Consider the following 19,205-nt stretch of genomic DNA (forward strand, 5'->3'; position numbering starts at 1 on the left):
GACCGCCAGCGCGACGCCCGAAGCCGGCATCGGCTTCCCTCCCAGATGGTCATATGCTCTAATTGAGAATGTGATTTCCACATTGTGTCGTCACCGGGCGGGTGCCGCCCATGCGTAAAGTCCTGGCTCCCGAGGTCACCAACTGGCCCGACGAGAACCTCGCCCTGGTCGGCAGCCAATGCGACGACTGCGAGGCGACGGTGTGGCCGCGGCAGGATCACTGCCCGCGCTGCAGCGGCCCGCGCATGCAGGATCTGCTGCTGCCCCGGCAGGGCACGCTGGAAGCCTGGACCACCCAGGGCTTCGTGCCGAAGCTGCCCTACGCCGGCGGCGAGACCGCCGAGAGCTTCACGCCCTTCGGCGTCGGATTGATCCGGCTCGGCGACGTGATCCAGGTCGAGGCCCGCCTGACCGAATCCGATCCCGCCAAGCTGAAATTCGGGATGGACGTCGAACTGACCATGGTGCCGTTCTACGTCGACGACGACGGAACCGAGATTCTCACCTGGGCCTTCCAGCCCGTCTAAGGAGACCTGCGACATGACGGTAACCAACAACGATGTGGCGATCATCGGCGTCGGCCTGCACCCGTTCGGCCGGTTCGACAAATCGGCGATGCAGATGGGCGCCGAGGCGATCCACACCGCGCTGGCCGACGCCGGTGTCGAGTGGCGCGACATCCAGTTCGGGGTCGGCGGCAGCTACGAGATCTCCAACCCCGACGCGGTGACCCGACTGGTCGGGCTCACCGGCATCCCGTTCACCAACGTGTTCAACGCCTGCGCGACGGCGGCCACCGCCACCCAGGTCTGCGCCGACAACATCCGATCCGGCAAGTACGACATCGGCATCGCGATCGGCATGGACAAGCACCCCCGCGGGGCGTTCACCGATGACCCGGCCAAGCTGGCGCTGCCCGCCTGGTACGCCGAGAACGGTCAGTTCGTCACCACCAAGTTCTTCGGCATGAAGGCCAACCGCTACCTGCACAAGCACAACATCTCGCAGCAGACGCTGGCCAAGGTCGCCGCCAAGAACTTCCGCAACGGCGCGCTGAACCCGAATGCCTTCCGGCGCAAACCGATACCTGAGGACACCATCCTCAACTCGACGGTACTGAACTACCCGCTGACGCAGTACATGTTCTGTGCGCCGGACGAGGGCGCAGCCGCCATCGTGATGTGCCGTGCCGACATCGCCCACCGCTACACCGACAAGCCGGTGTATCTGAAGGCCACCGAGATCCGCACCCGCACCTTCGGCGCCTACGAGGTACACGGGACGTCGGCTCCGATCGAAGAAGACGTCGCACCGACGGTGTATGCGGCCCGCGCCGCGTTCGAAAAGGCCGGTGTGGCACCCGAAGACGTCGACGTGATCCAGCTGCAGGACACCGACGCCGGCGCCGAGGTCATCCACATGGCCGAGTGCGGTTTCTGCGCCGACGGCGACCAGGAGAAGCTGCTCGCCGACGGCGCCACCGAGATCTCCGGATCGCTTCCGGTCAACACCGACGGCGGCCTGATCGCCAACGGCGAGCCGATCGGCGCGTCCGGACTTCGCCAGCTGCACGAGCTGGTGGTGCAGCTGCGCGGCCGGGCCGGTGACCGCCAAGTGCCCGGCGAACCGAAGGTCGGGTTCGCGCAGGTCTACGGGGCGCCGGGCACCGCGTCGGCGACGATCGTCTCGGTCTGAGCACCCACAGCTGGACCTCCCGGGCGGCATGCGCATGCCATGCGCATGTGATAGGTTGGGCTATGGCCGTGGCAATACAGATCAAAGACGTCCCTGAAGAAGTCCGCGACGCACTAGCGGCCCGCGCCGAAGCGCGCGGCCAGTCCACCCAGGCTTATCTGCGATCGTTGTTGGAGCGGGAATACCAGGCGCAACGCAACCGCCAGCTCTTGGAGGCGTTGGCTCGCCATCGCAGCCTCACCATGACGGCCGAGGAAGTGGCAACGGTCATCCACGCCGATCGCGACGGATGAGGTCCCGCCAGTGATCGTGGTGGACGCAGGCGTGCTGGTGTTGGCACTCACAAGCGCCACTCCCCAAGGCGACGCGGCACGCACAGCTCTGAGCGGCGACGACGGGTTGCTCGCACCGGCTCATATGCCCGGCGAGGTACTGCGAACCCTGCACAAAGCCGTACTGCGCAACCAATTGGAGCTTGCGGACGCCGAAGCCGCTGCCGAGGCCGCAACCGCACTCGCCGTCGAATACGTACCTCCCGACGCGCTGCTGCTGCGCACCGCCTGGGCGTGGCGGCACAACATCTCGATTTACGACGGCCTGTATGTCGCTGTCGCGGTGGAACGTTCCGCGGCCGTGATCACCATCGACAGCCGCTTGGTCGATGCTGCCGACCAGCTCGGCATCCCGGTGGAGATCGATCTGCTCCGATAGCGCAGCAGTGCCCCCGTCGAGCTTCGTCCCGGGGTCTGACCACCATCCGGCTAATCCAGCGCCGGCGGCGGCCGGTATGCCGGTTCGTAGCCGGCGACGCGAATCGGGCTGCCCACCAACCGGAAGTCCCCAGCCGTGACGATCGCGTGGTGGTATTCCTTGAGCGCTTCGGGCATCGTGCGAACGGCGGCCGCCGGGATCCCCAGCGGTCGCAGTCGCCGCTCCCAGCCCGCCGCGGTGTCGCCGGCCAGCGCGGCGGTGACCACGGCCAGCACTTCGGAGCGGCGGGACGCCCGCTCCTCCATGGTCGCGAAGCCGTCGATACCCGCTTCGGTGGCAAAGCTCTTCCAGAATCCGTCATGGGTGACGAACAGCGCCAGATAGCCCGCTGCCGTCGGAAATAGCTGGGCTGGAACGTAATAGGAGTGTGCGCCGTGCGGATGCCGCTGCGGCTCGACGCCGTCGTTGAGGTAGGCCGACGCCCGGTAGTTCAGCTGGGACAACATCACGTCCAGCAGCGACACTTCGACCTGGCCGCCGCGGCCACTGACGATCTGGGCCAGCAGACCCAGGGCGGCCGCCAGGCCGGTGGAGTTGTCCGCCGATGAATAGCCCGGCAGCGTCGGCGGGCCGTTCGGGTCGCCGGTCATCGCGGCGATCCCGGTGGCCGCCTGGATCACGTAGTCGAACGCCGGCTCGTCGCCGCCGTCCAGCCCGAATCCGGTCAGCGCCACGCAGACGATCTTCGGATTGAAGCGCGACAGTGCCGAATAAGTGAGCCCCAACCGCTTGATCACCGACGGTTTCATATTCACCAGCAGCGCATGGGATTCCGCGGCCAGCTCACCCAGCCGCGCCTGCCCGGCGTCGGTGGTCAGGTCCAGCCGGACGCTGCGCTTGTTGCGGTTGAGGCTGGCGAAGTAGCTCGGGCCGACCTGGCGGGAGATCTCCCCGCTCGGCGGTTCGATCTTGATGACCTCGGCCCCGAGATCGGCCAGCAGCATCGTCGCGTACGGACCGGCCAGCATCACTCCCACTTCGAGGATGCGGATCCCCGACAGCGGTCCGCTCACGAAAGCTCCTTGGCCAGCTCGGCGATCACCTCGCGGGTGCGGTACTTCGAGGCGATCAGCTCGTCGCGGTTGTCGCCGATCGGCAGCAGCCGCACCGACAGGTCGGTCACCCCGGCGTCGGCGAACTGCTTGAACCGCTTCAGGATCGACTCCTCGTCGCCGGCCGCGCACAGGTCGCCGACATCGCGGGCCGAGCCGCGGTCGAGCAGTCGCTGGTAGTTCGGCGACGTCTCGGCCTCGGCCAGGATCCGGTTGGCGCGCTCTTTGGCGGTCTCGATCTCGGAATTGGCGCACAGCGTGACCGGGATACCGGCGACGATGCGCGGTGCGGGCTTGCCCGCATCGGCCGCGGCCTTGTTGATCTTCGGCGCGATGTGCTCGGCGATCGCCTTCTCATCGGCCATCCACAGCGACGTGCCGTCGGCGTGCTCGCCGGCGATCTGCAACATCACCGGACCGAGCGCGGCCACCAGCACCGGCATCTTGGTCTCGGCACCCAGTGCGGTCGGGTTGTGCACGGTGAAGTGGTCGTTCTCGACGTCCACCGGTCCCGGGCCGGCGAGGGCGGCGTTGAGCACCTGCAGGTAGTCGCGGGTGTAGGCGGCCGGCTTGTCATACGGTAGGCCGAGCATGTCCCGGATGATCCAGTGGTGCGACGGCCCGACGCCCAGGGCCAGCCGGCCGCCTGAGACGGCGTGCACCGAAAGCGCTTGGCGCGCCAACGCAATCGGGTGCTGAGCCTGCAACGGCACCACGGCGGTGCCGAGTTCGATCCGAGTGCTGTGGCAGGCCATCAGCGTCACCATGGTCAGCAGATCGAAATCGTCGGGCACCTGCGGCATCCACGCGGTGGACAGCCCCGCCTCATCGGCCCACTCGATATCGGAGATCAGTTTTTTGACCTTGCGCGCCATGTCGCCGCGCTCGGCGCCGATCATCACCCCAAGTCGCATGTCAGGAGGCCTCCATATGGCCGATGACCCGGCGAACACCGGTCACCAGGTCGTCCAATGATGTTCCGGTGGGAAAGACCGCCGCCGCCCCCAGCGACAACAGCTTGTCCACGTCGGACTGCGGGATGGTGCCGCCGACCACCACCGCGATGTCACCGCCGTCGGCGGCCCGCAGCGCCTCGACGATGCGGGCGGTCAGCGCAACGTGCGCGCCGGACAGAATGCTCAAGCCCACCACCGCGACGTCCTCCTGCAGCGCGGTCGCGACGATGTCCTCGACACGCTGCCGGATGCCGGTGTAGATGACCTCGAAGCCGGCGTCGCGCAGCGTCCGCGCGACGATCTTGGCACCGCGGTCGTGGCCGTCGAGGCCGGGCTTGGCGACCAGAACCCGCTGGGGCACAGCCGAAGGGAGCGGAGCAGTCATCAGTACACCACCGGTTGCTGGAACTCGCCCCAGACCGCCTTGAGCGCCGAGACCATCTCACCCACCGTGCAGTAGGCGTTGGCGCAATCGATCAGGGAATGCATCAGGTTGTCGTCGCCTTCCGCGGCGCGCGACAGCGCTGCCAGCTTGGCGGCGACGTCGCCGGCGTCCCGCTCGGCTTTGATCCGGGCCAGTCGCTTGAGTTGGACGTCGCGGCCCTCGGCGTCGAGCTCGTAGGTGGCGATCTCCGGTGGCGGCTCGTCGGAGGTGAACTTGTTGACGCCGACGACCGGCCGCTCCCCCGACTCGATCTCGTGATGGATCTTGAACGCCTCGTCGGCGATCAGGCCCTGCAGATAGCCGTCCTCGATGGCGCGCACCATGCCGCCGTGGCGCTCCAGGTCGTCCATGATCTCGATGATGCGCTCCTCGGTGGCGTCGGTGAGCGCTTCGACGAAGTAGGAGCCGCCGAGCGGGTCGGCCACCCGGGTCACGCCCGTCTCGTAGGCCAGGATCTGCTGGGTGCGCAGGGCCAGGGTGGCGGACTCCTCGCTGGGCAGCGCGAACGGCTCGTCCCAGGCCGCGGTGAACATCGACTGCACCCCGCCCAGTACCGCGGCCATCGATTCGTAGGCCACCCGCACCAGGTTGTTCTGGGCCTGCGGGGCGAACAGCGAGGCACCGCCGGCGACACAGCCGAACCGGAACATCGACGCCTTGTCGGTGCTCGCGCCGTAGCGCTCGCGGACGATGGTGGCCCAGCGGCGCCGTCCCGCCCGGTATTTGGCGACCTCCTCGAAGAAGTCGCCGTGGGTGTAGAAGAAGAACGACACCTGCGGGGCGAACTGGTCGATGGTCATCCGACCGCGCTCCACCACGGTGTCGCAGTAGGTGACGCCGTCGGCCAGTGTGAACGCCATCTCCTGGACGGCGTTGGCGCCGGCGTCGCGGAAGTGCGCACCGGCCACCGAGATCGCGTTGAAGCGGGGCACCTCGGCGGCGCAGAACTCGATGGTGTCGGCGATCAGCCGCAGCGACGGCTCCGGTGGCCAGATCCAGGTGCCGCGGGAGGCGTACTCCTTGAGGATGTCGTTCTGGATGGTGCCGGTGAGCTTGGCCCGCGGGACGCCCTTGCGCTCGGCGGCGGCCACGTAGAACGCGAGCAGGATGGCGGCGGTCCCGTTGATGGTGAAGCTGGTGCTGATCTTGTCCAACGGGATCGAGTCGAACAGGATCTCGGCGTCGGCGAGGGTGTCGACGGCCACGCCGACGCGGCCGACCTCCTCGCCGACCTCCGGGTCATCGGAGTCATACCCGCACTGGGTGGGCAGGTCCAACGCGACGGACAGGCCGGTGCCGCCCTGGTCGAGCAGGTAGCGGTAGCGACGGTTGGACTCCTCGGCGGTGCCGAAACCCGAGTATTGCCGGAAAGTCCACAGCCGGCCGCGGTAGCCGGACTCGAAGTTGCCCCGGGTGAACGGGTAGGTCCCCGGTGCGGCCGGTTCGACGCGACGGTCGTCCGGCCCGTACACCGGTTTCAGCGGGATTCCCGAGGAGGTCTGCACTGGGTCGTTCATCGATGGATACGGTACTTGCAAAAAATGAGAATGCCAATACCATCACCGCCGCGTGACCGGCTGACGGCCGCCGCCACGGCTATCCGGCCAGGTTGAAGTTGCCGCTGGCGCCGTAGACCGACAGCGACACCAGCAGCGTCACCGACACGACGACGACCAGTGACGTCCGCACCGCGTTGCCCACCGCGACACCGACGCCGGCCGGGCCGCCCGCGGCGAAGTAGCCGAAATAGGTGTGGATCAACAAGATGGTGACCGCCATCAGGAAGGCCTGCAGGAACGACCACAGCAGGTCGATGGGGTTCAGGAAGGTCCGGAAGTAGTGGTCGTAGAGGCCGGCCGACTGCCCGAACAGAAAGACCGTGGTGAAGCGGCTGGCAATGAACGACAGGATCACCGCGATGGAGTACAGCGGTGTGATGGCGACCAGTCCGGCGACGATGCGGGTGCTGACCAGGTAGGCGATCGGGCGGATCGCCATCGCCTCCAGCGCGTCGATCTCCTCGTTGATGCGCATCGCGCCCAACTGCGCCGTCACCCCGGCGCCGAAGGTGGCCGCCAGCCCGATGCCGGCGATCACCGGTGCCGAGATGCGGACGTTGATGAACGCCGCCAGGAACCCGGTCAGCGCCTCGATGCCGATGTTGCCCAGCGAGCTGTAACCCTGCACCGCCAGGGTGCCGCCGGCCGCCAGGGTCAGGAAGCCGACGATCACCACGGTGCCGCCGATCATCGCCAGCGTCCCGGTGCCCATGCTGATCTCGGCGATCAGCCGGACGACCTCCCGGCGGTAATGGGTGAACGCGAACGGCGCCGTGGCGATCGCCCTGCCGTAGAACAGCGTGTGGTCACCGAGCCGGCCCAGCGCTGCGATGGGTCGCCGAACCTGCCGGGTTACCCCCGGATAGACCGCCTGCAGAGCCCGAAGCGCCACGGCTCAGCGCGCCGTCATCTTGATGCCGATCGCGGTGACCACCACGTTGACGACGAACAACGACATGAACGCGTACACCACCGTCTCGTTGACGGCGTTGCCGACGGCCTTGGCGCCGCCGCCGGAGATCGTCAGGCCGCGGTAGCAGGCGACCATGCCGGCGATCAGGCCGAACAGCGCCGCCTTGATGCAGGAGATGATCAACTCGGGCACCCCCGTCAGCAAGGTGATGCCGGCCGCGAACGCGCCCGGGTTGACGTCTTGGACGAAGACCGAGAACACGTAGCCGCCGAGGATGCCGATGATGACCACCAGGCTGTTGAGCAACAGCGCCACCAGCCCGGCGGCCAGCATGCGCGGCGTCACCAGCCGCTGCACCGGGTTGATGCCCAGCACCTCCATGGCGTCGATCTCTTCGCGGATGGTGCGCGAGCCCAGGTCGGCGCACATGGCGGTGGCGCCGGCCCCGGCCACGATCAACACCGTCACCATCGGCCCGACCTGGGTGACCGCCCCGAACGCAGCGCCGGCACCGGAGAGGTCCGCCGCGCCGAGCTCACGCAGCAGGATGTTCAGGATGAAGCTGACCAGCACCGTGAAGGGAATCGCCACCAGCAAGGTGGGCGCCAGGGACACCCGGGCGACGAACCAGGACTGCTCGAGGAACTCCCGCCCCTGAAACGGGCGCTTGAACAAGAAGCGCACCGCATCCACGGTCATGGCGAAAAGCCCCCCGACCGCCTGCATCGGCTCCGACAGCCGCCCGATCGCCAGCTGCGGGGACCACGAGGTCAGGTCCTTGATCCCCATAACGGCAGGCTCCTTTAAGAACACTCGTGGCACGGCGCGAGTGGATACTATCCGATTCAAGGTTTGTGCGATAGCTGCTTCTAGTTTTTTTGCACACTCATTCTCATTTAGAGCAAACGCCTCATCTATAGTCGTCCGTCGATCCGCAAGTCGGGATGCACCCAGTCCGGAGACCGGCGCTCTTTGAACGACCGGAAGCCCTCGACCGCCTCCGGTGCACGCAGGCTGGTGCTCATCCCGATCCGGTCGAACAACCCGATGTAGGAGTCCAGGCTGGCCTTGACCACCGCGCGCGCGGCCGGCGCCGTCCGGCAGCACTGCGCCAGCACGTCACGCGCCGTGGCGAGCAGGTCGTCATGCGGGACCACCCGGGCCACCATGCCCCAGTCCAGTGCCTCCTGGGCGCCGAACGTGCGACCGGTGAACATCAGGTCGCGGGTCCGGACCGGCCCGATGACCCGCGCCAGCATCTGGCTGTAATAGGTGTCGGCGATACCGCGGAACAGCTCGGGCACCCGGAACGTCGCCCGGTCGCTGACCACCGCGACGTCGCTGCACAACGCGATCTGCAGCCCGCCGCCCTGACACAGGCCGTTGACCGCGGCGACGACCGGTTTGACCGAGGTGCGGACGGCATCGAACGGGGTGACGTCCATGCCGAGCGCGGCGCCGAAGGTGATCCAGTCATCCGCCCCGCCGCCGCCCATGTCACCACCCGGCGCGAACACGTCGCCGGTGCCGGTGATCAGCAACCCGGCCAGCTCGGGGTCCTCGTTGACCCGGCCGACCGCGTAACGAATCCCGAAGTACATCGCGGGCGTCATGGCGTTGCGGGCCTCGGGGCGGTCCAGCGTGCACACCGCGATCGGCCCCTCGCGCCGAAACGACAGGAACGGCGTTCCCAGCCAGTCACCCTCGGGTGGCCTTAACGGGGCCTGCCCCTGCGGATCAGCATCCATACCTGCCGACCTCTCCTTCTCTGCCGTGCACCGGGATGATCACCCGGTCAGTTCTCGCACCAACTCCAGCGAGCCCAGCTCGCGGATCGCCTGACAGGCCCGTCGCAACATGGTGACGAACATGTCGTCGCCGCGGTCGGTGCCGGTCGCGAAGACCAGCCCGAACGCGCAGATCAGCGGGGCCTGCAACATCCCGAACCGGTAGTCCTGCCAACAGGTTTCCCGGTCATAATCGGTCACCCCGTGGCCCAGCAGCGCGTCGTGGTAGGCCGCGACCAGATCAGCCTCGATCGCCGATCGCAGCTCGGGCCGCAGGCTCGTCGCGGTGAAGTACGCCAGATCCCGGGCCGGCAGCCCGACACCCAGCGTCTGCCAATCGACCACCCAGATCTGCTTTTCGTCCGGGCTGAACAGCATGTTGTCCAGCCGGTAATCCCCGTGGATCAGCGAGAACCGGCCGAGCGGCGCCGACACCCACGGCGTGATCAGACCCAGTGCGGCCGTCAACGTCTCACAGTCGGCGTCGCCGAGTTGGCCGCCGAGCCGCTCGACGGTGGTGTCGGCGCACATCCGGGCGATGTCGCCCATGCCCTTGGCGCCGGCCTCGTCCAACTGGGTCATCGCCAGGCCGGGGAACGTCAGCCACTTTTCGCCGCACCAGGTGGGCGCGTGCAGTCCGGCCAGCGCGGTCACCGCCAGTCGCGCCTGTTGCTCATCGCATCCCGCGATCTGATCGCCCTGTGCCGCGGGCGCGCGATCGGCGAGCAGCAACGCGTACTCGGTTGCATCGGCATTGATTTCGCAGTGGAAGCACTCCGGGATCGGTATCCGGACGCGGTCGGCGACATCTTGGTAGAAGGCGCACTCACTGCGGTAGCCCAGCACGACACGATCGCGGACGGCATCGTCACCGGCCGGCAGTTTGATCACGAAGGTGCCGGGCAGCTCGCCGGGGTTGGCGGTGTAGCGGGCCGTCACCCGGTAGGTGGCCCCGGTCTGGCCGGTGCCGACCGGGACGACGTCGACCGAAGCCACCTCGACCGGCTCGCCCCGGGCACTCAACACCTCCGAAAGCCACTCGCTGGTCACGTCGTGCGGGTACCGCGGAACCGAAGTACCCGAAGTCACCGGCCGCACTCCGGCGCAACAGAACTCATACCCGAAGTCCGTCCCGGCAACCACTTCCAGCCATGCCGGGAGACGTTACAGTAAGAATTTCAGTATGGTCAACGAATGGAGACTTCGCAGATGACGAACGCCCAGGGCTGGCAGGAGACGCTGGAGGATCTGGACCGTCGACGTCAGCACACGCACGCCATGGGCGGCTCCGAACGGGTGGCCAAGCACCGCGGCAAGGGCAAGCTCGACGCGCGCGCCCGGATCGGGCGCCTGCTCGATCCGGGAACGTTCCGCGAACTGGGCACGATGGTGGGCGGCGAGATCGCCGCCGACGGCATCGTGGTCGGGTCCGGGGAGATCAACGGCTCCCCGGTGATGGTGGGCGCGGAGGATTTCACCACGCTGGCGGGCAGCATCGGACCCGGTGGCAACGCCAAGCGCTACCGCATCGCCGAGTTGGCGCTGCGAGACAAGATCCCGTTGGTGATGCTGCTGGAGGGCGCCGGATTCCGCCCCACCGGCGAGCATTACGGGCGTACCCCGACCGACCTGCTGGCCCAGGCGCAGTGCTCGGGCAAGGTGCCGACCGTCGCCGCGGTGCTGGGCCCGTCGGCCGGCCACGGCGCCCTGGTCGGCCCGGTCTGTGACTTCCGGATCATGAGCCCACACGGCGCGATCTTCACCGCCGGCCCCCCGGTGGTCAAAGAGTCGACGGGCGAAGAAATCTCGAAGGAGGAACTGGGTGGCCCCGACGTCGCCCTGACCAGTGGTGTCATCCACAATTTCGCCGACGACGACGCGGCGGTGCTCGACGACATCCGCCGATATCTGTCCTACTTCCCGTCGAGCGCCTGGTCATACCCGGCACCGCTGCCCGACGAGGCGGCCGGGCATGCCCGGCCCACCCCGGAGCTGCTCGACATCGTCTCGCGCGACAACCGCCGCGTCTACGACATGCGCGCGGTGCTTGACGTCATCTTCGACACACCCGACTGGTTCGAGGTACAGCCGCGGTTCGGGCAGGCGATCATCTGCGCACTGGCCCACCTGGGTGGCCATCCGGTTGCGGTGGTCGCCAACCAGCCGAAGGTGCTGGCGGGGTCGATCGACGCCGACGCCGCGGACAAGGCCGCGCACTTCATCACCGTGGCCGATTCGTTCCACCTGCCGATCGTGTTCCTGGCGGACAACCCCGGCATGTTGCCCGGCAGCCGTTCAGAACGCAGCGGTGTGCTGCGCGCCGGCGCGCGGATGTTCGCCGCCCAGACCGCGGCCACCACGCTGAAGCTGCATCTGACGCTGCGCAAGGCCTACGGCTTCGGTTCCATGGTGATGTCGCTGCTCGGATTCGACTCGCAGGTCGCGACATTCGCCTATCCCGGGGCGACCATGGGGGCGATGAGTGCGGCCGCACTCAGCTCGGCCACGCACGCCGGCGAGGATCTGGCAGCCAAGCTACGCGACACCGAGCTGCAGGCGTCCTATCACTCCGCCAAACAACTCGGCTTCGACGAGCTCATCGATCCGCGGGAAACCCGCGATGCGCTGTTGAGTGCGCTGCGGCGCGGTCTTTGCAGCCGGCAGGCCGCCGCCGAGCCGGTGACCCGAACCGTCATCATGCCGTGATGGGCACCTTGCGCGATGCGATCCTGGGCGGCTGGGAGTTGTCGTCGATGGAATCCCGCGATGTGGATACCGGTGCGGTGTCGCACCCGATGGGCTCGGCGCCGCGTGGCCTGATCCTCTACACCGGCGACGGTTATATGTCCGCGCAGCTCGCTTCGGGCGCCGATGCGGCGCTGCACCAGTACATCGCCTACGGCGGCCGGTTCCGGGTCGACGAGGACACCGCGACCGTGCACCATCTGGTGAGCATGTCGACGCTGCCGGAGTTGCTCGCACAGCCGCAGTTGCGTCAGGCCGGCGTGGACGGCGACCGGCTGACCCTGTCGGCGACCACCACCAACGACGGTGTGGCCAGCCACAACACGCTGGTGTGGGTCAGACGTCGATGATGACCTTGCCGATCGCCTTGCGGTCGGCCACGTAGCGCAGCGCCGCCGCGGTCTCGGCCAACGGAAAACGGGCCCCGATGTAGGGGCTCACCCGGCCGCCGGCGAACAGCTCGGCGAGCTCGGCCAGGTCGCGCTCGTTGTCGTCCGGGTGGTCGTCGGCGAATGTCCGGATCTCCATGCCCTGCACGGTGATGCCCTTGAGCATCACCAGGTTCAGCGGAATCGCCGGGATGGACCCGGCGGCGTAACCGAGCGTGACGAAGCGGCCGCCGCGGGCCAGGCTGCGCAACGCCGGTTCGGCATAGCGCCCGCCGACCGGGTCGAGCACCGCCTGCGCGCCGTCGCCGGTGATCTCACGGATCCGGGCCTTGAGGTCCTCCCGGTCGTAGTCGATCACGGCTTCGGCACCGCGTTCGGTGCACACCGCGAGCTTCTCCGGGCTGGACGCGGCGGCCAGCACCCGCGCGCCCAGCGCCACTCCCAGCTCGACCGCGGCCAGCCCGACACCGCCGGCCGCGCCGAGCACCACCACCCAATCCCCTTGCGACACTTGGGCGATTGAACGCAGCGCGTGATACGCGGTGCGGTACGTGACGCCGAATCCGGCCGCGGCGGCGTAGTCGATGCCGTCGGGGATCGCGGTCACCGACGCCGCCGGAAGCAACGCCTGCTCGGCGAAAGCACCCACGAACGAGGTGCCGACCACCCGGTCGCCGGGACCGAACGGCACGCCGTCGCCGGCCGCGATCACGTCGCCGGCCAGTTCGCTGCCGGGTGTGAACGGCGTCGGGATCTTCAGCTGGTACTTGCCGTCGATCAGCAGCACGTCGGGGAAGTTGACCGCCGCGGCCCGCACCCGCACCACCATCGTGCCGGGTCCGGGTGAGGGGTCCGGAAGCTCTTGGAGCACCAGGTCTTCCGGCGGGCCGTACTGTTGGCAAACGATCGCGCGCATCAAACTCCCAGTCCACGTAGACAGAACGCCACCAGATGGTCGATATCGGCCCGCTTGGGCTGGGCGGCGCCGCCCAGGTAGCGGCGCATGGCGGCCAGTGTGCAGGTGAAAACGATATCCGCGTCCCGGCTCGGGTCGGACACGCCCAGTGCCGCCACCGGTTCGGTGAGCAGGTCGCGCAGCGGCGCCAGGATCTCGTCATCGGAGACCCCGGTGGCCGACAATTGGGTGCTGGCGGCACGGCTCAGGCTCAGCAGATGCGGGTCGGACACCTGCGCCACCGTACCGCGGATCCAGGCGGCCACCTTGCCGGCCGGCGTGGCCTCCTTGGCCAATTGGTGCTCCAGATAGGAGACGACGATCGCGACGCCGCGCTCCATCACCGCCTGAAAGAGTTCGTCCTTGCCGGTGAAGTAGCGGTAGAACGCCTTGTTCGACGATCCGGCCTCGGCGACGATGTCGCACACCCGCGGCTCGTCGGGCGCGACCCGCGCCAGCACCGTCACCGCGGCCGCCAGGATGCGTTCCACCTCGGCGGTCGCCTGCTGCTGACGGTCGTCGAGCGCCCGGTGGACAGCCGCATCGACCCGGGTGCTCACGGCACCGCGGGGATCCGGTCGACCAGGTCGCCGTACTTGGCGCGGGCGGCCTCGATGCGGTTGTCCAGGAATTCGCTGGGCCACTCCGGGTCCTCGGCCTCGTAGCCTTTGAGCAGCAGCCGGGCCAGGTTCACCTTGTGCGCCTCGGTGGGCCCGTCGGCCAGCCCGAGCGCGACCCCGCCCAGCAGCACGTTCACCAGCGGCAGCTGTTCGGTCAGCCCCATCGCGCCATGAACCTGGATGGCGCGCAACCCGATCGACTTGAGGACCTGCGACGCCAGGATCTTGCACACCCCGATCTCGGCGCGGGCGGCGTGCTCGCCGGCGGTGTCGATCAGCCACGCGGCGTGCAGCACCGTCAACCGGAAGGGCACCAGCTCGGCGTAGGAGTCGGCGATGAATTCCTGCACCAGCTGCTTGTCGGCCAGTGAACTGCCCTGGGTGAAGCGGCTCTTGGCGCGGCGGGCCATCATGTCGATGGCGCGTTGCGCCACCCCGATCGAGCGCATGGCGTGATGCAGCCGCCCGCCGGCCAGCCGGTTCTGCAGGATCAGGAACCCTTGGCCCGGTTCGCCGAGGATCGCCTCGGCCGGCACCCGCACGTCGTCGTAACGCACCAGCGAATGCCCGGCCTCGTGCGGATAGGAGCCCACCAGGTGGTGGGTGGCCTCGACGACCAGTCCGGGCGTGCCGGCCGGGATCAGGAACGTCGACGCGCCGCGGTGCACCGGCACATCGGGGTCGGTGATGGCCACCACGATGAAGAACGATGCCACCGAGGCGTTGGAGGAGAAGTACTTCCGGCCGGTGATCACCCACTCGTCACCGTCGCGCACTGCCTTGGTGGTGAACACCCGCGGGTCGGCGCCGCCCTGCGGTTCGGTCATCGAGAAGCAGGAGAAGATCTCGCCGGACAGCAGCCCGGCCAGATACTCGTCCTTCTGCTCGGCGGTGCCGAAGCGGGCCAGGATCTCGGCGTTGCCGGTGTCGGGGGCCTGGGTGCCGAACACGATCGGCGCCCAGCTCGACCGGCCCAGTATCTCGTTGATCAGGGTCAGCTTGACCGCGCCGAAGCCTTGCCCGCCGAGTTCGGGACCCAGGTGCGGGGCCCACAGTCCCTGCGCGCGCACCCGGTCTTTGAGTGGGTCGACGATGAGGCGCCGCTCGTCGTTCAGCGGCAGATATTCGCAGCCGGGGAACAACACCTCAAGTGGTTCGACCTCGTCGCGCACGAACTCCCGGATCCAGTCGAGTTTCGCCTCGAATTCCGGTTCGGTGGAGAAATCCCACGCCATGTCCGCTCCTTTCGTCGCTCGATCAGGGCGGGCCGCCGTCGGCCCGCAGTATCGAGGCAGTGGTGTAGCTGGACGCATCCGACATCAAAAACAGTGCTGCGCCGACGATCTCGTTCGGCTGACCGGCACGTTGCAGGGCGAAGCGACCGAACGGGTTGGCGTCACCGAAATTCCAGGCCTTGGAGATGTCGGTCAAAAACGGCCCGGGCATCAGCGTGTTGACCCGCACGGCCGGCCCGTACGCCTGGGCCAGCGCTTCGGTCATGACGTTGAGCCCGGCTTTGGACGCGGCGTAGGGGATGAACGACGGGTGCGGGCGCAGCGAGCCGTGGGTGCTGACGTTGATGATCGAGCCCCGGCCGGCGGCCACCATGCGTTCACCGACCAGGGCCGAGAGCCGGAACGGTCCCTTGAGGTTGAGGTTGACCACCGCGTCGAACATCTTCTCGGTGACGTCGGTCTGCTTGTCGTACACCGGCGACATGCCGGCATTGTTGACCAGCACGTCGACCCGGCCGAACCGCTCATAGGCCGCGTCGACCAAGCCGTCGAGCTGATCCCAGCGCCCGACGTGCACCGCGTACGGCATGGCGGCGCGCCCCGTCGCAGCCTCGATCTCGGCGGCGGTGGCCTGGCACGCGTCGAGTTTGCGGCTGGCGATCACCACGTCCGCGCCGCAGTGGGCGGCGGCCAGCGCCATCTCGCGGCCCAGACCACGGCTGCCACCGGTGACCAGCACCACCCGGTCGGTCAGGTCGAGCACTCCGTCGGCATATCCCATGTCAGGCTCCCGTGGACGAGCGGGCCAGTTCGGCCGCGGTGGCGATCAACTGCGGGATCATCGGGCCCATCGCGGCGGCGACCTGCGGGTCGACCCGGTCGCCGGTGACCGAGGCGGCGTAGGTCTTCTCCAGCACGATCCCGAGTTTCCAGTTGGCCAGCACCAGGTAGTAGTCGATGTGCTCCGTGGACAGTCCGCTGATCTTCTCGTAATGCTCGAGCAGTTCACTGCGGGTCGGCATGCCGGCCAGGTCGGCGTAATAGCCTTGGGTGCGCGGATTCTCGCCGTCATAGCCGAGCAGCGCCCAGGCCAGGTCCAGCAGCGGGTCGCCGATGGTGGTCATCTCCCAGTCGATGATCGCGACCAGTTTCGCCGGGGCGCCGTGCGCGTACATCACGTTGGCGAACTGGTAGTCGCCGTGCATGATGCCCGGGGTGTAGTGGTCGGGGCGGTTGCGCCGCAACCAGTCCGAGGCGTCGTCCAAGCCCGGCAGCTCGCGCACCCGGTAGCTGTCCAGGAACGCCAGCCAGCGGTCGACCTGGCGTTCGTGGAATCCGTCGGGGCGTCCGAAGCCTTCCAGGCCGCGGGCCCGCCAGTCGACCCGGCCGAGCTTGGCGGCGCCCTCGACCAACTCGAAGGCCAGGCCGCGGCGGGCGCTCAGGTCCTCATCGAACGGTGCCGGCCAGGCGTTGCCGGTCGAGTTCCAGCCGTCGACCTCTGCCATCACGTAGAACGGCAGGCCGAGCAACTCACCGACCTCGTCGGCGGCGATCAGCTGCGCGTGCGGCACATCGGTGCCCGCCAGCGCGCGCACCAGCCGGATCTCGCGCCGCAGACCGTCGATGCGGGCGGTGTCGGCCCGCGCCCCCGGCATCCGCAGCACCATCGTGGCATCGGCCCGTCGCAGCCGGTAGAGGGTGTTCTGCGAGCCGCCGGTCAGCGGTTCGAGCCTCGGGGTCTCGCCATCTCCGGGGGCACCGTTGGCGTCGAGCCAGCGGCCCAGCGCCACCGCGTCGAGCCGGGTTCCTTGTCCAGCATCCATCGGCCGCACCTTTCAATCTCCAAATGGAGAATACCGTTCTCCGCGGAAAACGGAAGGGCTGCCCGCGATTGCGCGGGGACTGCTGCTGCGGTCAGGAGTTGAGCAGCTCGGCGATCGGGGCACCGGCGGCGATCTTGGCCCGCGCTCCCATCACCTTGCCCGGTCGGCCGGCCCCGACGACACCCGAGACCGCGCCGTCGCGCTCGTAGTAGGCCAGGAACTTGTGGCCGTCGTCCTCGACCAGGTGCACGGTGTCGGTGGCCGCCGGTTCGCCCAGACACTGGATCTTGACGTCGTACTGGTCGCTCCAGAAGTACGGCGGCACCGTCACGTCGTGCAGCGACTCGCGGCCCAGCATCGTCGGCACCATCACCCGCACCTGGGTGACGACGTTGCTCCAGTGCTCGACCCGCACCTCGTGTCCCGGATGGCTATCGCGGCCCCGCCAGAACGCGACGTCGCCCACGGCCCACACGTTGGGCGCGCTGGTGCGCCCGGTCAGGTCGCACAGCACCCCGTTTTCGACGTCGACCCCACAGCCGTCCAGCCACCCGGTCGCCGGAAGCGAGCCGACACCGAGCACCACCAGGTCGGCCGGCAGTTCGGTGCCGTCGGCGAGCACGACGGTCTCGACCCGCCCGTCGCCGCGAACCTCGGCAACGCCGATACCGCTGCGGACGTCGACGCCGTTGGCCCGGTGCAGCCGCGCCACCAGTTCGCCGATCTGCTCACCGAGCACCGTGGCCAGCGGGGAGGGTTGCGGCTCGACGAGCACCACGTCGACTCCCAGCTTGCGCAGGCTCGCCGCCGCCTCGCAGCCGATGAATCCCGCGCCGATCACCACCGCGCGCCGGGCAGCGGCCGCGTCGCCGCGCAGCGCCAGGCTGTCTTCGAAGGAGCGGACCACCCGGATGCCGTCCAGGTCGCCGAAGCTCGCGATGCGGCGCGGCACCAGTCCGGTGGCGATGACGAGCTGGTCGTAGCTCAGCACGGTGCCATCGGCCAGCGTCACCGTCTGGTTCGCGGTGTCGACGCTGCGTGCGCCGCAGCCCAGCCGCAGGTCGATGTCGTGGCCGGCGTAGAACTCCGCCGGCTCCAAGGTGGTGTCCTCGCGTTCGCCGCGCAGCACCTCCTTGGTCAGCGGCGGCCGGTCATACGGCAGCCGGGCCTCATCGGAGAGGATCGTGATCGGGCCGGTGTACTCCTCGCGTCGGAGCTCCTCGGCGGTACGCACAGCCGCCAGTCCGCCGCCCACGATGACGATGCCAGAGCCAGAAGCGCTAGTGACCATCAGGATTTTCTACACGACCGCAGCGCGCGGCGGGGCACCCACCTTCGGCTCCCGGCGACGCGTTGAGGTCGATCGCCCAGGTGGAAGCGGGTTTCGTGCGCCGGAGAACGCAGCGCGGACCGGGTCGCGCTCAGTACTTCAGCGCGCCCTTGTCGACCGGGATCTGCAGGCCCGTCAGGACCCCCGAGCCGTCGCCGGCGAGCCACGCGACCACCTCGGCAACCTCTTCGGAGGTGATGAAACCGTTCGGCCGCAGCGGCATCGGAGGAAACGCGTGTAGGTAGTCGGGGCGTTCGCCGAAGATCTTGGCCATCACCTGCGGCTCGATCATCGGGGTGTCGACCGAATAGGGATGAATGGAGTTGACCCGAATCCCGTGTTCGCCGACCTCCAGCGCCAGGGTGTTGGTCAGGGCCACCAGCCCGTACTTGGACGCCGAGTAGTGACCGTTGCCGGGGGTGGCCTTCAACCCGGCCGAAGAACTGACGATCACGATCGAGCCGCCGTTGCCGGCCTCGATCATCGCAGGCACCGACGCCCGGATGGTGCGCCAGGTGCCGGTCAGGTTGACGTCGATGACGGTGTTCCACTGCTCGTCGGTGAGCTCCCAGAGCCGCCCCCAGCTCAGCACGCCGGCGTTGGCGACCACCACGTCGAGCCGGCCGAACTGTTCCACCCCGTCGGCGACCAAGCCCCGCAGCGCGGCGTCGTCGCGCACGTCGACCGAGCGGGCCAGGATCTTGCCGCCGTGCGCCTCGACACCACGCACCGTCTCGGCGAGGTCGTCGGGCGTGGCGGCCGGATAGGTGATGCAATCCGCCGCCGGCGCGCAGATGTCGGCGGCGATGATGTCGGCGCCCTCGGCCGCCAGCCGGATCGCGTGCGCCCGGCCCTGCCCGCGGGCCGCGCCGGTGACGAACGCGACCCGACCTTCCAGAGTTCCAGCAGTTGCCATTGAGAATCCTTCCG

Annotated in this window: 21 protein-coding genes; 6 read left to right on the forward strand and 15 right to left on the reverse strand. The window is 68.4% G+C overall.

What is annotated here, in order from left to right; all coding sequences use genetic code 11:
* Positions 1-110 precede the first annotated feature (110 nt).
* From G6N19_RS05500 to G6N19_RS05515, 4 genes are all read left to right on the forward strand, one after another.
* On the forward strand, positions 111-527 hold the full coding sequence (locus G6N19_RS05500) for a Zn-ribbon domain-containing OB-fold protein (protein WP_013827661.1): 417 nt from the start codon (positions 111-113) through the stop codon (positions 525-527).
* A 13-nt stretch (positions 528-540) separates the two neighbouring features.
* Positions 541-1,695, forward strand: coding sequence for a thiolase family protein (locus tag G6N19_RS05505; RefSeq protein ID WP_013827660.1), 1,155 nt, complete (start codon positions 541-543; stop codon positions 1,693-1,695).
* Positions 1,696-1,757: 62 nt separating this feature from the next.
* The gene (locus G6N19_RS05510; protein ID WP_013827659.1) at positions 1,758-1,988 is read left to right on the forward strand and encodes a FitA-like ribbon-helix-helix domain-containing protein; all 231 of its coding nucleotides are present in this window, start codon (positions 1,758-1,760) and stop codon (positions 1,986-1,988) included.
* Positions 1,989-1,998: 10 nt separating this feature from the next.
* Complete coding sequence (locus tag G6N19_RS05515; protein WP_041317083.1) at positions 1,999-2,406, forward strand: type II toxin-antitoxin system VapC family toxin; 408 nt, start codon at positions 1,999-2,001, stop codon at positions 2,404-2,406.
* Positions 2,407-2,456: 50 nt separating this feature from the next.
* Here the strand turns inward: G6N19_RS05515 and G6N19_RS05520 are convergent, their stop codons facing one another.
* From G6N19_RS05520 to G6N19_RS05555, 8 genes are all read right to left on the reverse strand, one after another.
* Complete coding sequence (locus G6N19_RS05520; RefSeq protein WP_049792991.1) at positions 2,457-3,434, reverse strand: CaiB/BaiF CoA transferase family protein; 978 nt, start codon at positions 3,432-3,434, stop codon at positions 2,457-2,459.
* A gap of 41 nt (positions 3,435-3,475) precedes the next feature.
* Complete coding sequence (locus G6N19_RS05525) at positions 3,476-4,432, reverse strand: LLM class F420-dependent oxidoreductase (protein ID WP_193465922.1); 957 nt, start codon at positions 4,430-4,432, stop codon at positions 3,476-3,478.
* 1 nt (position 4,433) lies between these two features.
* The gene (locus tag G6N19_RS05530) at positions 4,434-4,835 is read right to left on the reverse strand and encodes a cobalamin B12-binding domain-containing protein (protein WP_193466308.1); all 402 of its coding nucleotides are present in this window, start codon (positions 4,833-4,835) and stop codon (positions 4,434-4,436) included.
* A gap of 23 nt (positions 4,836-4,858) precedes the next feature.
* Entirely contained in the window at positions 4,859-6,436 is a 1,578-nt protein-coding gene (locus tag G6N19_RS05535; RefSeq protein WP_193465923.1) for a methylmalonyl-CoA mutase family protein, read from the reverse strand.
* A 79-nt stretch (positions 6,437-6,515) separates the two neighbouring features.
* Positions 6,516-7,370, reverse strand: a complete 855-nt coding sequence (locus G6N19_RS05540) for an MlaE family ABC transporter permease (RefSeq protein WP_193465924.1) — start codon at positions 7,368-7,370, stop codon at positions 6,516-6,518.
* Positions 7,371-7,373: 3 nt separating this feature from the next.
* Entirely contained in the window at positions 7,374-8,180 is an 807-nt protein-coding gene (locus G6N19_RS05545; protein ID WP_013827652.1) for an MlaE family ABC transporter permease, read from the reverse strand.
* Between the two features lie 125 nt (positions 8,181-8,305).
* Positions 8,306-9,139 carry an enoyl-CoA hydratase/isomerase family protein gene (locus G6N19_RS05550; RefSeq protein WP_193465925.1) on the reverse strand — a complete coding sequence of 278 codons (834 nt, stop codon included), beginning with the start codon at positions 9,137-9,139 and terminating at the stop codon, positions 8,306-8,308.
* Positions 9,140-9,178: 39 nt separating this feature from the next.
* A complete protein-coding gene (locus G6N19_RS05555; protein WP_193465926.1) occupies positions 9,179-10,267 on the reverse strand; it encodes a phosphotransferase family protein in 1,089 nt (362 codons plus the stop codon).
* Between the two features lie 120 nt (positions 10,268-10,387).
* Here G6N19_RS05555 and G6N19_RS05560 point away from each other — a divergent pair, with 120 nt between their 5' ends.
* Both G6N19_RS05560 and G6N19_RS05565 read left to right on the forward strand, forming a co-directional pair.
* Positions 10,388-11,884, forward strand: a complete 1,497-nt coding sequence (locus G6N19_RS05560; RefSeq protein ID WP_083037333.1) for an acyl-CoA carboxylase subunit beta — start codon at positions 10,388-10,390, stop codon at positions 11,882-11,884.
* Complete coding sequence (locus G6N19_RS05565) at positions 11,884-12,273, forward strand: lipocalin-like domain-containing protein (protein ID WP_041317072.1); 390 nt, start codon at positions 11,884-11,886, stop codon at positions 12,271-12,273. Before G6N19_RS05560 ends, G6N19_RS05565 begins: the two co-directional genes overlap by 1 nt.
* Here G6N19_RS05565 and G6N19_RS05570 read toward each other — a convergent pair.
* The 7 genes from G6N19_RS05570 to G6N19_RS05600 form a co-directional block, all read right to left on the reverse strand.
* The gene (locus G6N19_RS05570) at positions 12,260-13,228 is read right to left on the reverse strand and encodes an NADPH:quinone oxidoreductase family protein (RefSeq protein ID WP_193465927.1); all 969 of its coding nucleotides are present in this window, start codon (positions 13,226-13,228) and stop codon (positions 12,260-12,262) included. The two genes, G6N19_RS05565 and G6N19_RS05570, sit on opposite strands and share 14 nt — an antisense overlap.
* Positions 13,228-13,827 (reverse strand): TetR/AcrR family transcriptional regulator, encoded by a 600-nt coding sequence (locus tag G6N19_RS05575; RefSeq protein WP_013827646.1) that lies wholly within the window; start codon positions 13,825-13,827, stop codon positions 13,228-13,230. The genes G6N19_RS05570 and G6N19_RS05575 overlap by 1 nt, the downstream gene beginning before the upstream one ends.
* Positions 13,824-15,122: an acyl-CoA dehydrogenase family protein gene (locus G6N19_RS05580; protein ID WP_013827645.1), complete on the reverse strand. Its 1,299-nt coding sequence runs from the start codon at positions 15,120-15,122 to the stop codon at positions 13,824-13,826. Before G6N19_RS05580 ends, G6N19_RS05575 begins: the two co-directional genes overlap by 4 nt.
* A gap of 22 nt (positions 15,123-15,144) precedes the next feature.
* On the reverse strand, positions 15,145-15,903 hold the full coding sequence (locus tag G6N19_RS05585) for an SDR family NAD(P)-dependent oxidoreductase (protein WP_013827644.1): 759 nt from the start codon (positions 15,901-15,903) through the stop codon (positions 15,145-15,147).
* Between the two features lies 1 nt (position 15,904).
* Positions 15,905-16,945, reverse strand: coding sequence for a phosphotransferase family protein (locus tag G6N19_RS05590; protein ID WP_193465928.1), 1,041 nt, complete (start codon positions 16,943-16,945; stop codon positions 15,905-15,907).
* A gap of 91 nt (positions 16,946-17,036) precedes the next feature.
* Positions 17,037-18,236 (reverse strand): NAD(P)/FAD-dependent oxidoreductase, encoded by a 1,200-nt coding sequence (locus tag G6N19_RS05595; RefSeq protein ID WP_193465929.1) that lies wholly within the window; start codon positions 18,234-18,236, stop codon positions 17,037-17,039.
* A 130-nt stretch (positions 18,237-18,366) separates the two neighbouring features.
* The gene (locus G6N19_RS05600; protein ID WP_193465930.1) at positions 18,367-19,191 is read right to left on the reverse strand and encodes a mycofactocin-coupled SDR family oxidoreductase; all 825 of its coding nucleotides are present in this window, start codon (positions 19,189-19,191) and stop codon (positions 18,367-18,369) included.
* Between the last annotated feature and the right edge of the window lie 14 nt (positions 19,192-19,205).

The sequence above is a fragment of the Mycobacterium novum genome (genome assembly GCF_010726505.1).
In the GTDB taxonomy this organism is placed as follows: Bacteria; Actinomycetota; Actinomycetes; order Mycobacteriales; family Mycobacteriaceae; genus Mycobacterium; species Mycobacterium algericum.

Coding starts and splice junctions, on each gene's coding strand:
- G6N19_RS05500 (WP_013827661.1), top strand. CDS start 111: ATGCGTAAAGTCCTGGCTCCCGAGGTCACCAACTGGCCCGACGAGAAC.
- G6N19_RS05505 (WP_013827660.1), top strand. CDS start 541: ATGACGGTAACCAACAACGATGTGGCGATCATCGGCGTCGGCCTGCAC.
- G6N19_RS05510 (WP_013827659.1), top strand. CDS start 1,758: ATGGCCGTGGCAATACAGATCAAAGACGTCCCTGAAGAAGTCCGCGAC.
- G6N19_RS05520 (WP_049792991.1), bottom strand. CDS start 3,434: ATGCTGGCCGGTCCGTACGCGACGATGCTGCTGGCCGATCTCGGGGCC.
- G6N19_RS05525 (WP_193465922.1), bottom strand. CDS start 4,432: ATGCGACTTGGGGTGATGATCGGCGCCGAGCGCGGCGACATGGCGCGC.
- G6N19_RS05535 (WP_193465923.1), bottom strand. CDS start 6,436: ATGAACGACCCAGTGCAGACCTCCTCGGGAATCCCGCTGAAACCGGTG.
- G6N19_RS05545 (WP_013827652.1), bottom strand. CDS start 8,180: ATGGGGATCAAGGACCTGACCTCGTGGTCCCCGCAGCTGGCGATCGGG.
- G6N19_RS05550 (WP_193465925.1), bottom strand. CDS start 9,139: ATGGATGCTGATCCGCAGGGGCAGGCCCCGTTAAGGCCACCCGAGGGT.
- G6N19_RS05560 (WP_083037333.1), top strand. CDS start 10,388: ATGACGAACGCCCAGGGCTGGCAGGAGACGCTGGAGGATCTGGACCGT.
- G6N19_RS05565 (WP_041317072.1), top strand. CDS start 11,884: ATGGGCACCTTGCGCGATGCGATCCTGGGCGGCTGGGAGTTGTCGTCG.
- G6N19_RS05570 (WP_193465927.1), bottom strand. CDS start 13,228: ATGCGCGCGATCGTTTGCCAACAGTACGGCCCGCCGGAAGACCTGGTG.
- G6N19_RS05580 (WP_013827645.1), bottom strand. CDS start 15,122: ATGGCGTGGGATTTCTCCACCGAACCGGAATTCGAGGCGAAACTCGAC.
- G6N19_RS05585 (WP_013827644.1), bottom strand. CDS start 15,903: ATGGGATATGCCGACGGAGTGCTCGACCTGACCGACCGGGTGGTGCTG.
- G6N19_RS05590 (WP_193465928.1), bottom strand. CDS start 16,945: ATGGATGCTGGACAAGGAACCCGGCTCGACGCGGTGGCGCTGGGCCGC.
- G6N19_RS05595 (WP_193465929.1), bottom strand. CDS start 18,236: ATGGTCACTAGCGCTTCTGGCTCTGGCATCGTCATCGTGGGCGGCGGA.
- G6N19_RS05600 (WP_193465930.1), bottom strand. CDS start 19,191: ATGGCAACTGCTGGAACTCTGGAAGGTCGGGTCGCGTTCGTCACCGGC.